General features: G+C 56.6%; 13 protein-coding genes. 7 read left to right on the forward strand and 6 right to left on the reverse strand.

What is annotated here, in order from left to right:
- Nucleotides 1–22: 22 nt before the first annotated feature.
- Nucleotides 23–325 carry an AzlD domain-containing protein gene (locus tag TRESADRAFT_RS11550; RefSeq protein WP_002705864.1) on the reverse strand — a complete coding sequence of 101 codons (303 nt, stop codon included), beginning with the start codon at nucleotides 323–325 and terminating at the stop codon, nucleotides 23–25.
- The gene (locus TRESADRAFT_RS11555; protein ID WP_141607364.1) at nucleotides 322–1,074 is read right to left on the reverse strand and encodes an AzlC family ABC transporter permease; all 753 of its coding nucleotides are present in this window, start codon (nucleotides 1,072–1,074) and stop codon (nucleotides 322–324) included. Before TRESADRAFT_RS11555 ends, TRESADRAFT_RS11550 begins: the two co-directional genes overlap by 4 nt.
- 175 nt (nucleotides 1,075–1,249) lie before the next feature.
- Here TRESADRAFT_RS11555 and TRESADRAFT_RS11560 point away from each other — a divergent pair, with 175 nt between their 5' ends.
- Together TRESADRAFT_RS11560 and fabG are read left to right on the forward strand one after the other, a co-directional pair.
- Nucleotides 1,250–2,209 (forward strand): ACP S-malonyltransferase, encoded by a 960-nt coding sequence (locus TRESADRAFT_RS11560; protein WP_002705866.1) that lies wholly within the window; start codon nucleotides 1,250–1,252, stop codon nucleotides 2,207–2,209.
- Between the two features lie 21 nt (nucleotides 2,210–2,230).
- A complete protein-coding gene (gene fabG / locus TRESADRAFT_RS11565; protein WP_002705867.1) occupies nucleotides 2,231–2,977 on the forward strand; it encodes a 3-oxoacyl-[acyl-carrier-protein] reductase in 747 nt (248 codons plus the stop codon).
- Nucleotides 2,978–3,050: 73 nt separating this feature from the next.
- Here fabG and TRESADRAFT_RS11570 read toward each other — a convergent pair whose 3' ends face one another.
- The 4 genes from TRESADRAFT_RS11570 to TRESADRAFT_RS11585 all read right to left on the reverse strand — a co-directional run bounded on the left by TRESADRAFT_RS11570 (nucleotide 3,051) and on the right by TRESADRAFT_RS11585 (nucleotide 6,445).
- Nucleotides 3,051–5,018 (reverse strand): Lnb N-terminal periplasmic domain-containing protein, encoded by a 1,968-nt coding sequence (locus TRESADRAFT_RS11570; RefSeq protein WP_002705875.1) that lies wholly within the window; start codon nucleotides 5,016–5,018, stop codon nucleotides 3,051–3,053.
- Between the two features lies 1 nt (nucleotide 5,019).
- Entirely contained in the window at nucleotides 5,020–5,460 is a 441-nt protein-coding gene (locus TRESADRAFT_RS11575; RefSeq protein WP_002705877.1) for a DUF3015 family protein, read from the reverse strand.
- Between the two features lie 102 nt (nucleotides 5,461–5,562).
- Nucleotides 5,563–6,048 carry a hypothetical protein gene (locus tag TRESADRAFT_RS15335; RefSeq protein WP_002705878.1) on the reverse strand — a complete coding sequence of 162 codons (486 nt, stop codon included), beginning with the start codon at nucleotides 6,046–6,048 and terminating at the stop codon, nucleotides 5,563–5,565.
- Between the two features lie 133 nt (nucleotides 6,049–6,181).
- On the reverse strand, nucleotides 6,182–6,445 hold the full coding sequence (locus tag TRESADRAFT_RS11585; protein WP_002705880.1) for a DUF5348 domain-containing protein: 264 nt from the start codon (nucleotides 6,443–6,445) through the stop codon (nucleotides 6,182–6,184).
- A gap of 214 nt (nucleotides 6,446–6,659) precedes the next feature.
- Between TRESADRAFT_RS11585 and fabF the strand changes: the two genes are divergently transcribed.
- The 5 genes from fabF to rny all read left to right on the forward strand — a co-directional run bounded on the left by fabF (nucleotide 6,660) and on the right by rny (nucleotide 12,135).
- The gene (gene fabF, locus TRESADRAFT_RS11590) at nucleotides 6,660–7,904 is read left to right on the forward strand and encodes a beta-ketoacyl-ACP synthase II (RefSeq protein ID WP_002705881.1); all 1,245 of its coding nucleotides are present in this window, start codon (nucleotides 6,660–6,662) and stop codon (nucleotides 7,902–7,904) included.
- A gap of 12 nt (nucleotides 7,905–7,916) precedes the next feature.
- Entirely contained in the window at nucleotides 7,917–8,354 is a 438-nt protein-coding gene (fabZ, locus tag TRESADRAFT_RS11595) for a 3-hydroxyacyl-ACP dehydratase FabZ (RefSeq protein ID WP_002705882.1), read from the forward strand.
- Nucleotides 8,355–8,495: 141 nt separating this feature from the next.
- A complete protein-coding gene (locus tag TRESADRAFT_RS11600) occupies nucleotides 8,496–9,086 on the forward strand; it encodes a hypothetical protein (RefSeq protein ID WP_002705883.1) in 591 nt (196 codons plus the stop codon).
- Nucleotides 9,087–9,131: 45 nt separating this feature from the next.
- Complete coding sequence (locus TRESADRAFT_RS11605) at nucleotides 9,132–10,436, forward strand: ASKHA domain-containing protein (RefSeq protein WP_002705884.1); 1,305 nt, start codon at nucleotides 9,132–9,134, stop codon at nucleotides 10,434–10,436.
- 163 nt (nucleotides 10,437–10,599) lie between these two features.
- Complete coding sequence (rny, locus tag TRESADRAFT_RS11610) at nucleotides 10,600–12,135, forward strand: ribonuclease Y (RefSeq protein WP_002705885.1); 1,536 nt, start codon at nucleotides 10,600–10,602, stop codon at nucleotides 12,133–12,135.
- The last annotated feature ends 178 nt before the right edge of the window (nucleotides 12,136–12,313 follow it).

The following is a 12,313-nucleotide window of genomic DNA, read 5'->3' on the forward strand; positions in this document are numbered from 1 at the left end:
CCTTTTTCCTCTCGTCTTCTGTTCAGAGAAATCGCTCCGAGATTCCGACGACGGCGCAGCAGATGCACGCGACCGGAAAAAGCCCGAACCCGGCGAGCGAGACCGCGATTCCCGCGACAAGCGCGATTGCTCCGGCGACGGGTGTCTGCGTCGCGCTGAGAATTGCGGGGAACGTCATCACGGAAAGAGTGACGTACGGGACGTAGTGCAGGAACGAGCGGATGAACCTGTTCCGTATCGGTTTCCGTATGAGCGTCAGCGGAAGGCTCCTGATAAGGTACGAGACCGCCCAAGCGGTAAAAATATAGATGTATGTGCTTCTCATTTTTCGTTTTCCTCGATTTTCTGTTCTGGTTCCGTTTCCGCGGGATTTTCGTCCTTTATCGGGCGGAGAAGGGCGGCTGCGGCGGAAATCAGCACGGTCAGTATAATCGTCCGCGTTCCCGACGAGAGATCCCGCGCAAGCGGGGCGACGGAAAGCGCGAAGCTGAGGACGAAGCTCGCGGCGACCGCAATCCGTATGGCGATATCCTTTTTTGCAGGCGGGATTATTATCGCGATGAACATTCCGTAAAGGGAGACCGACAGCGCGCTGATGACCGGTGCCGGCAGATGGCTTCCCGCGATAATCCCGAAATACGTTCCGAGGCTCCACAGCGGTACGGCGACGAGCATCGCACCGTAGCTGAAAAGCGGGCTGAGCTTTCCGGGGCGCGAGTATGCGATACCGAACAGCTCGTCAGTCACCGCGAACGCGACGACGAGCCGGTGGACGACGTTCGTCTCGCGAGGGAATTTCTGGCTGAGCGAGCAGCTCATGAGAAGATACCGCGCGTTCACGATGAACGTTATTATCGCAATCTCCGCGTACGATGCCCCTTCCTGAATCGACGTGAACAGCGCGTTTTCACCGGCGGATGCGAGGTTGAAGAAACTCGCGACAAGCCCTTGGAACGGGGTGAGGCCTGCGTTCTTCGCGACTATACCGAGCGAGAACGACACCGCAAAATAGCCGAGCCCTATCGGAACTCCCGCCAGGAATCCCGACAGCATAGTTTTTGCCTTTGATTTCATGGCGGACGATTATACCGAAAATCGTCTCCCTCGTTTTGTTCCCGTTTTGGATGCGGAATCCGTCCGCGCGTTGATTAAAAATCCGTTCTTTTGTAATATGGGCGAGAATGACAAAAAATGAAAAAATGTCATTCTCGTTTCGATATAAAAATTTTTGCCGAAAAGGAGATTCAAAATGGCGAAGAAATACGCATATCTTTTCCCGGGACAGGGGGCGCAGGCTCCCGGCATGGTCAAGGACGTCGCGGAGGCGTCGGCTTCCGCTATGAAGGTCATCGAGGATGTTTCCGATATTGTCTCGCTCGACATGAAGAAGCTTATGTGGGAGAGCGATGCCGCGGAGCTGTCCCGCTCTGACAACTCGCAGATTGCAATCACCACGGCGTCGATTGCGATAATGGCGGCTCTCAAGGACAAGGGAATCGAGCCGTCCGCGGCTATGGGATTCTCCCTCGGCGAATTTCCCGCCCTTTATGCCGCAGGAGTCCTTTCTTTTGAGGATGTCATCAAGGTCGTCCGCCAGCGCGGTCTCATAATGCAGAAAGTGTGCGAGGAAATCGCCGCGGAGAACGAGGGCCACGCCCCCGGAATGAGCGCGATTCTCGGCCTTCCGCCGGAAAAAGTCGTGGAGATTGCGAAGGGAATCGAGAACGCCTACGCCGCGAACATGAATTCCGTGAAGCAGACTGTCATCTCCGGAACGTTCGACGCGCTTGCCCAGGCTGAGGAGGCTGCGAAGGCTGCCGGCGCGCGCCGTGCTGTCCGCCTTGCCGTCGCAGGCCCGTTCCATTCCCCGCTCATGCAGAAAGCCGCCGACGAATTCGGGAAGGTTCTTGAGAACGTCGAATTCGCCGACCCGAAAATACATCTCTTCTCGAACGTCACTGGAAAGGAGGTCGCGAAGGGAGCCGACGCCAAGTCGAGCGCCGTTCTCCACCTCACGCATCCCGTTCTCTGGACGGACGAGGAGGCTGTGCTCGCGAACATCATCAGCGTCGAGGGCGGAACGGACGGATGGTCGGTAATCGAGCCGGGACCCGGAAAAGTCCTTTCCGGATTGTGGGGGCAGACTGAATTCGGCGCGTCGCTCGCGTCTGTTCCGGTCAACTCTGCGGATTCGGTCGCCGCGCTGTAAAAGGTATTTCTGGAGGGAAAAATGGCACTTTTGGAGAAAAAGAAGGCGCTCGTAACGGGTTCCTCTCGCGGAATCGGCCGCGGTATAGTCGAGAAATTCCTCGCGGAAGGCTGCGAGGTCTGGGGGCTCTGCTCGAAGCCGAGCGCGGCAAAGGCGGAGCTTGAGAAAATCGCTTCCGACAACGGAGTCGCGTTCCACGAAATATACGCGGACGTCGGCGACGAGGAGAGCGTGACTTCCGTCGTGAAGGGCGCGCTTTCCGAGTCGGGCGGGTTCGACATCCTCGTCAACAACGCGGGAATCACGCGCGACGGGCTTTCGTTCAGGATGAAGAAATCGGATTGGGATGACGTCATACGCGTGAACCTCACGTCGGCGTTCCTCATCTGCCAGATTGTGTCGAACGACATGCTCAGGAAGCGGAGCGGCTCGATAATCAACATGTCGTCGATTGTCGGCGTCCACGGTCAGGGCGGTCAGGTAAACTACGCCGCGAGCAAGGGCGGTCTCATCGCGTATTCGAAGTCGCTCGCAAAGGAAGTCGGCGGCCGCGGAATCCGCGTGAACTGCATCGCGCCGGGATTCATCGCGACTGACATGACTGCCGTCCTCAAGGAGGATTTGCAGAAGTCGATGATAGACAGCGTTCCGCTCAAGCGCGCGGGAACGCCTGCCGACATCGCGGGCGCGGCTCTCTTCCTCGCAAGCGACATGTCCGCCTACGTCACGGCGCAGGTAATCGGCGTTGACGGGGGAATGGGCGCATAATCGGGATAAATTCCCTGTTTTTTCCATATTTTGCGCGGGGGTGTCTGTCCCCCGCGCATTTTTTTTGCCCGCTTTAGAACTGTATGTGCGCCGTCAGCGAAAAATCGTGCCCGTACGATTTGAAGTCGCCGCCGAACGAGTATTTCGCGGAAAGCGCCGTGTTCCTCGTGAGCGTGAGCCGCTCCTCCGCGGAAAGGGAGAGCCGGAGCCGCTCGCGCGAGAGAATCCCGCTTTTCCCGACGAGCGCGTCCTTTCCGCTCGTGCCGTCGTTCCGGAAAATTCCCTGCCCGACGGAAGCCGAAAGGTGCTGCTTCCAGATTCCTGCTCCCGTTATCATCCCGCATTCGATGGTCGGGATGAGGTCGATTCCCGTCCCGTAATCGGTATTGATGAACGAGTCGATTCCGGCGAGCGCGTAGAGCTGGTTCGCCTTGAATGCGCGGAAACTTATCCCCGAAAGGAAGCGGAGTCGGAGCGCGAGCGGGTCGGAGCCGGACGGGGTTCCGTTCCGCTCTATCCCGACCGTTCCCGCTATCGCTTTCCCAAGAAAATACGAGTCGGAGAGGGGGAGCGAGATGATGTCGGCAAAATCGAGTTTTTCGAGCCGGACGTTCTCCGTCGCGGAATTTCCGTCCGCGCGGAACGAAATCCTTCCCGTGAAGAATTCAAGCTGCGTGTTTTTGCTCAGCCCCCTGTCGTCGTCGATGAGGCTGTGGTTCACGAACCGGAACGAGAGCTGCGCGAGCGGGACGCTTTCGTGCACGGCTGCCGTCAGCGCGATTTTGTGCGAGTCGTGGCTTTCGTGCGGGTAGTCGCCGCTTGAAATCGCTTCCGTCCCGGACAGTTCCGTTTTCGACATCATCTTCAGGAGCGGCATGAGCCTCTGCCGGTATTCCTCCTGCGTGATTTTGCCGCCGGAAAGAAGGTGCTTGAGGTAGTCGGACGCAAGGACGAGCGACTGCGCCTTCGTCCCCGCCTTTTCCGTGTCGGACACGAGCCGGTCGAGGCTTTCCTTTCCCGTGCAGTACCTTCTTACGGCGCGGGACGATTTTGCGCCGATTTTTTCCTTTTCCTTCTCGATTTTCGTGTGGAGGGACGGGCGGTATGATGGTTTTTCGAGGATTCCCTTCCCGAAAAGAATCTTTATCGCCTTCACCGGCTCCGAGACCGTCCCGAGCGCGTCCGTGAGATGCTCGTCCGGGAACGCCGATTCGAGGAGCATCATCATTCCCGTCGTGCAGTTCCGGCTTATGTAGAGGTAGTTCGACTCCGAGCGGGAAAGCTCGAGCGCGTGCCTGAAAAGCATGTCGAGCTGCTCTTCCGAAAGGCGGATTCTGTATTCCCAGATGTCGCGCTTGTCCATGTCGCTGTATTTGAGAATCTGCTTCGCGTAAGGCTCGATTATGTAGTTGCTCCTGTACAGGCCGAACAGCCCCTTTATCGCGAATGCGATTCCAGGGTTTTCCGTGTTGCGCGCGCTGTACGTCACGCTCTGCCCGACGAGCGCGTTTTTCTTGTCGTCGCGGAACAGAAGGAACGTGTGCCCGAACATCGACGCGGGATTCTGCATGAACCCCGCCGGATAGACGAGGCTGACGGATGTCGGGTTCGCGATTTCCTTCGCTTTCCTGTACGGCTCGTCCGCCGATTCGGGGAAATCGTCCTCGTTCTCGGAAAGCGCGTCGCGTATGAATTTCCATCTTGCGGGAAATTCGGCGGCTTTTCCGCTCCCGCTCCTGAACGCGCGGATGTCGGCGAGAAGCTCGGCCTTCGGGTCCGTTTTTCCCGCCGGTGAGAGGAAGAAATCCCCGGTCGTGATGACGCTTTTGTATCCGCCGATTTTTTTCTCGTACTGGAGGAGGATGAGCCAGCGCCTGTCCTCGTGGAGCTTCGCCGATTCGGCTTTCGCGCAAATCTCGTCCGTCCGCTTGTCGTGCGCGTTCTGCGCAAAAACGAAGGGCGGGGACGCGAGCAAAAAAAACAGGCAGGCCAGCTTGTGGATTTTCCGTTCTGGCCTGCCTGTGCCGTTCAGATTCGGCATGTTAGAGGAGCGCGATGAGGTTCTGCGTCACTTCCGCCGCGGAGATTTCCGCGCTCGGGAAGATTGCGTCGAAGTTGTCGCGAGCCTTCGCCTTGAACGCGGATGCGTCCTCGACTTTGAGAAGCTCGGCGACCGTGTCGATGTACTCTCCCTCTCCCATCGCGATGTCGGTCGCGACGAAGTCCATGTTGTCGCCGATGAATTTCTCGGTCTGGTCGTAGACAATCGTTGACCACGACGACGCGCCCGATGTTCCGAGCGTGACGGCTCCGAGCTGGGTCGGGAAGAACGTGTCGTTGATTGAGATTCCGAGAACGTCCCAGAAAAGACCGTTCTGCGAGCCGCAGAGGACTCCGCCGATACCTGGGCCGACGTTCTTTGACGCGAACGCGCCCGCCGCAATGCAGAGACCGACAGCCGCCGCAACAATCTGCTTTTTCATATGTGAAACTCCCGTTTTTAAAAGTTAGGACTAATTTTATATTTTTTTCAAAAAAAGGTAAGTGATTTTTGTTTTCCTGAAAGTAAAATCGCGATGCCGCTCTCAGAACCAGAGGCGGACGCCGATGTCTATCGGGAAGTTGAAGAAATGCGTCCCGATTCCGTTCCCTATGAAGAGCATCGGCTGCCATGCCGCCTGCGCGTATATTTCAAGCACGTCCTTGCAGAGAAGCACGTTCGTTCCGATGAGGATTCTTCCGCCGATTCCGAGCGCCGCGCCGCTGTCTCCGTCGTCGCCGTGCACGTAGAGCGCTCCCGCCGCGCCGAATCCGTAATACCATTTCCAGAAATCCTGTATCGTCGGGTTCTCCATCCACCAGTCCGCCGTGACCCCGATTGCGAACGGGTCGAACGACGGAATCGATACCGCGAAGACGCACGGAAGCTGGTCCAGCTTGAACGTCACGGCTCCGCCGCTGTGGAATCCGCTTCCGACTACGGGTCCTGCCTGAATTCCGATTCCGAGCGCGAAGACATTGGCTGAGGCAAGCCCGAACAGCAGCGCGAAAACCAAAGCAATTTTTCTCATAAAAAAATCTCCTTGCGCCGACAGGAATTCCATAGGATGCCCTGACCCGGACGCGGGGAGATTTTATCGCTTTTCGGGAAAAAGTTAACTACAGCCGCATTGAATTTTCACTTTTCCGTTTTTTTGCCGCGGCTCACGGTTTCTGGATTTCCTGCCGCACTTCAAGCCCGTCGAGGATTCCCGCGAAGTTCGTGTTCTTCAGCTTGAAGAGGAGGTTCCCCTCGTCGTCGTTCGTGATTTCGATTCCCGTCTCGACCCATTTCCCGTTGCAGAAAACCTCGAACGTGTCGCCGAATTCGAGCGACGTGAGCGGGGCGCCTTCCTCCGCCTCCGTTATCCAGAATTTCCCCGAGTTGATGTCGAACGTGAGCTGGCCTGTTATCGTTTCTTTTGCCATTTTCTTTCCTCCGTGATTTTTCCGTCCCTGCATAGTAGCAGAAATCCTTTACGTGTTGAACGCGCCGCCGGAAATCCGTTTTCCAGAATGTTCCGCGTATGCCTTGAAAAAAAATTGACAGTCCTATAAGATTCCGAATCGAAAATGACATTTTTTCAAATTTTGTCAAAATAAAACAAATGAATGAAAGACGAGACTTTATAAGGAGGTTCGTATGAGACGTGTTGTTGTAACAGGTTTGGGCTGTGTGTCGCCGGTGGGGAATTCCGTCGAGGAGACGTGGGCATCGATAAAGGCTGGTAAGAGCGGAATCGGACCGATTACGCATTACGACGCGACGAACCTCAAGGTGAAATACGCCGCCGAGGTGAAGGATTTCGACGCGTCGAAGTACATGGACAGCGCCGCGGCGCGCAAAATGGCGCTTTACTGCAAATATGCCGTCGCCGCCGCGAAGATGGCGCTCGACGACTCAACGCTCATGGGCAATGCCGAAGTCCTCAACGACGCGGCTGTCTATCTCGGTGTCGGAATCGGCGGTCTTGAGGTCACGGAAAAATCGATGGGCGAGTACATAAAGTCGAACCAGACGCGCATGAACCCGATGACGATTCCGCTCCTCATCCCGAACGAGGCTGCGGGAAACATCTCCATGCTTTTCGGGCTCCACGGCGCGACCCATACGATTGCGACGGCGTGCGCGTCCGGAACTGACGCAATCGGGAACGCATTCGACCAAGTCCGCTCCGGCCGCTACGATGTCATCCTCGCGGGCGGTGCCGAGTCTACGCAGTGCGGTTTCGGAAGCCTCGGGTTCAACATCCTCCACGCGCTTTCGACGAAATGGGTTGACGACCCGTCAAAATCATGCCGTCCGTTCGACAAGCAGCGCGACGGTTTCATCATGGGCGAGGGCGCGACGATTCTCGTCCTTGAGGAGTACGAGCACGCGAAGGCGCGCGGCGCGAAAATCTACGCCGAGGTTGCCGGATACGGCGCTTCGAGCGACGGCTACCATCTTACCGCCCCCAATCCGGACGGAATCTGCGGCGCGAAGTGCATGACGGTCGCCATGAAGGATGCGGGAGTGAAGCCCGAGGACGTCACCTACTACAACGCGCACGGAACTTCCACGAAGCTCAACGATTCCGGCGAGACGAAGATGCTCCATATCGCGTTCGGCGATGCCGCGAAGTCCCTTCACATTTCCTCCACGAAATCGATGACGGGACACTGCCTCGGAAACGCCGGCGCGCTTGAGGCTATGATTTGCGTCAAGGCAATCCAGGACGGATACATCCCCGCGACGATAAACCTCGACGAGGTTGACGTTGAGGGCGGATGCGACCTCGACTACACGCCGAACAAGGGAATCGACATGCCGGTCAACGTCGCCATGAGCGCGAACTTCGGTTTCGGCGGCCACAACGGATGCCTCGTGTTCAAGAAAGCCGAGTAGGGGAAAATCAGCATGGAAAAATTCACCGATATTGAGAGCCTTCTCCCGCACAGGAAGCCGTTCCTTTTCGTCGATTCCATCGATTCGTACGATGACAACGGCTGCGTCTGCACGAGGAAATTCACCGACGAGGATTTTTTCTTCAAGGGCCATTTTCCCGAGTATCCCGTCGTTCCGGGCGTTATACTTATAGAGACGATGGCGCAGGGCGGCGGAGCGGCGCTTTCCCTCCAGAAGAAATTCGATGAGGGAAGCCTTTTCTTCCTCGCCACTGTGAACAACGTGAAGTTCAAGCATCAGGTCCGCCCCGGCGATACGGTGCGCATGGAAGTTGTGAACAAACGGTGCACGAAGAACATGGTCGTCCAGGAGGGAAAAGCCTACGTCGGCGAAACTCTCTGCGCGCAGGCGGAATGGATGTGCCTTGTCGGAAAAGGCGACAACAAATAGCTAGTCCGGCGCGGGTTCGCGCCTGTTTTTAAGTTCTGCTTTGTCCCCCGCAGGTGTCTGCGGGGGATTTTTCGTTTCTGCCGCGCGCGTTTTTCGGAATTGTTTCCACTTCGCGAGAAATCTGCTACTCTTTTTGCAATCATGATTTCGTTCGGAAAAAAAATTGCGGCTGTTCTTGTCGCGCTTTCGTGCTCGTTCCCGTTTTTTTCGGAAAGTTCTGTCTCGTCGTCAGTCGAGGTGGGGCTTGGCTCGGGATTCGTTTTCTATGGAAGCAAATCGACGCGGGATTTTGTTGATGCCGTTCCCGGGTCAAAGCAGTTCGTCGCGAACGTGAACGCCGCGGCGTATGTTCCGCTTGCCGATTTCGTTTCCGCCGGAATCGGGTTCGACACGTTCATCGACGGGCATTGGGGCGACGGCGACTCGATTTATCTGTGGGATTATTCGTTCCAGCTCGGGACGCGGATATATCCCGGGCTTGCGGGGCTCTGTCTCGGCATCGATTACGCAATCGGGCGGAGGACGGATTTCTGCGACCTTTCTTTCGGCGGTGAGCGGATTGACTGCGTGCGGAACACCGGCTGGGGAAACGGGTTCATTTTCAGTGCCGCATACGATTTCGCGTACGGTTCCGGCGGAATCGCTCCTGTCGTCGGCTTCTCGTGGAAGCACATGCCGCGGGGAAACGCGAGCGACAACATCCTCTCTGTTTCCCTCAAGATAAAAAAATAGGCTGCCTCGGAAAAGGCAAGCAGAAAGAAAGGATAGTTTACGGAAATGCGGATAATAACGGACGGGTGCCTGCCCGACATTCCCGAACCGCTCCCCTCGTGCCCTCCGTCCGACATCGCGCTCGCTGTCGACGTGGGGACGACGACCGTTGCCGTTGCGGCGTGGTCGCTGTCGGAGCGGCGGATTCTCGCCGTCGTTGCGGAGCGGAACGCGCAGCATGTTTTCGGCGCGGATGTCATAAGCCGGATAGACTGCGCTGTTCGCGGCTCTTTCGGAAAAATCCGCGCGCTTATACTCAGCCAGCTTTCGCGGATGTTTTCTTCCGTGCTCTTCTCATCGTCACGGGAACTTCCGCGCGGGTTCCGTCCCGCCGTGCGCCGTATCGCCGTGACGGGAAACACCACGATGATGAGTTTCCTTGCGGGATTTCCTGTCGACGGTCTTTCCGCCGTTCCTTTCAGGCCCGCGTCGCAGTTCGGCTTTGAGATTCCGTGGGGCGATTTGTGCGCCGCTGTCCCGTCGGTGAATTCCGCGGTGCCAAAGAATGTCCCCGTTTATTTCCCGCCTGTCGTGGGGGCATTTGTCGGCGCCGACACGGTCTGCGCGATGGTCGCCTCGTCGTTCAGCCTCTCCTCGGAAAAGCCCGTTCTCCTTGCCGATGTCGGCACGAATTCCGAACTTGCGCTTCTCGTTCCCAAGACGGAAAAAACGCCCGCAAAGATACTCTGCACGGCTGCGGCTGCAGGCCCCGCGTTCGAGGCGGCGAACATTTCGTCTGGAATGCCTTCCGTGGACGGTGCCGTCGACAAAGTTTCCGTGGTCGGCGGCGTTTTCTCCGCGCGCGTCATAGGCGGAAAAAACGCGCTCGGATTGTGCGGCTCCGGCCTTGTCAGCGCTGTCTCGGCGTTCCTCGAATGCGGCGCCGTGGGCGAGGACGGTGCGATTGCGGGCGGCGGCCCGATTGAGATTTGCGGCGGCGTCTTCGTGTCCCAGGAGGACATACGGAATTTCCAGCTCGCGAAATCGGCGGTCGCTACGGGAATCGGTTTCCTGCTCTCGCGCCTTCCTGACGGCCTTCCTCAAGCCGAATTCATCATCGCGGGCGGGTTCGGCTCGCGGATTGATGTCGGAGAGGCGGTGCGGACGGGACTTTTTCCCAAAAAGATTTGCGAATCCGCGCTGCAGGTTGGAAATGCCGCGCTTTTCGGCGCTTCCGCCCTTCTTTTTTCGGATTCGCTTAGGAAAAAGGCGGATGAGCTTCGCGCGTCGTCGTTCCTCGTCAACCTTGCCGCTATTTCGGGCTTTCAGGAGAAATTTCTCGGCAACATATCCCTCCGCGAAATGCGGTGATTCGTTTTCCCGGACGCTCTCCTATAGAAGAAAAACGCTTTTTTTTGTCTCCTGCCGATTTTTTTCCGTTATGGCGTTTTATAATTACATTCAAGTTTGACAATGAAAATACGTTTCAGTAATATGAAAAAGAATTTTTTTAAATTCATCGGGAGAATAAAAAATGAAATCAAACGTGGTTTTGTTCGTTGTTCTTCCCGTTCTTGGGATTGTTCTTGGATGGATTATTCGCTGGTTTTACGCCAGATTTCAACTTTCTGCGTCAGAACAAAAAGCTGAGCGCATAAAGCAGGACGCTGTTAAAGAGGCCGAAGCTCAGAAAAAAGAAATTCTGTTGGAGGCAAAGGACCAACTCATTCGTGAACGAAATCAGCAGGAGCGGGAGAACAGGGAGAGGCGTGCCGAGGTGCAGAAGTACGAGGCGCGCGTGAGCAAAAAGGAGGAGCTGATCGACAAACGGTCGGCGGAATTCGACAGGAAAGAGAAGGATTACGAGTCGAAGCTCTCCGCGATAAAGCGGCGGGAGGAGATGATTCTCCAGCAGGAGGAGACGTACCGGCAGGAGCTTGAGCGCATTTCCGGGCTGACCGCTCAGGAAGCTAAGGATTTGATAATCAAGAACCTTGAGTCCGAGGCGAAGCATGACGCGCAGGTGCTGCTCAACAAAATCGAGCAGGACGCGCAGATTTCCGCCGAGAAGAAGGCTCAGGAGATTCTCGTTTCGACGATACAGAGAATCGCGACGGAGACGACGAGCGACATAACGGTCGCGACGGTTTCCCTCCCGAGCGACGAGATGAAGGGAAGGATAATCGGGCGCGAGGGACGCAACATCCGCGCGCTTGAGACGCTGACGGGCGTTGATATCATCATCGACGACACGCCGGAAGCTGTCGTCATAAGCTGCTTTGACCCCGTGCGCAAGGAAATCGCCAAGCAGGCGCTCGAATACCTCGTGCAGGACGGCCGTATCCATCCGGCACGCATCGAGGAAATCGTGCAGAAAGTCACGCGCGACGTACAGCAGAAGATATACGAGGAAGGGGAGAAGGCTCTCTTCGAGCTCGGAATACACAACATGAACCAGAGCGGCGTCCGTGCGCTCGGCCGTCTTTTCTTCAGGACGAGCTACGGTCAGAACGTGCTTACGCATTCAAAGGAAGTCGCCGAAATCGCGAGCCTCCTCGCTTCCGAGGTCGGTGCGAACAGGGAGCTTGCGAAGCGCGCCGCCCTTCTTCACGATATCGGAAAGGGCGCGGAGAACGACAGCGACCAGAACCACGCCGAGGTTGGCGCGGAAATGGCGCGCAAGATGGGCGAGGATGCTCGCGTGATAAACGCAATCGCCGCCCATCACAACGATGTCGAGGCGACGACGCTTGAGGCTGTCATCGTCCAGATTGCGGATGCAATCAGCGCGGCGCGCCCCGGCGCACGGCGGGAGACGGTCGACAATTACGTCAAGCGTCTGGAGAACCTTGAGGAGGTCGCGGAGAAATTCAACGGCGTCGACAAGGCTTTCGCGATTCAGGCCGGACGCGAACTGCGGATTCTCGTCAACAACGAGAAGATTTCAGACGGCGACGTCAAAGAATTGGCGAAGAACATCGCCAAGCAGATTGAGACGGATTTGCGCTATCCGGGACGCATAAAGCTCACGATGATTCGCGAGACGCGTATCGTGGAATACGCGCGCTGACAAAAAAAACGGAGGAACAAATGAAGTGTACCCCAAAAGTTGGAGACAATTTTTGGAGGTACACTTTTTTTATGTCTAAATTAAATTTAGAAAAAAAAGCTGCGATTGTAGCTCATTACATGAATACAACAGATGGGTACACAAACACGGCAAAAGAATTCGGAATCTCAGAGTCAAC

Source organism: Treponema saccharophilum DSM 2985, from assembly GCF_000255555.1.
In the GTDB taxonomy this organism is placed as follows: domain Bacteria; phylum Spirochaetota; class Spirochaetia; order Treponematales; family Treponemataceae; genus Treponema_D; species Treponema_D saccharophilum.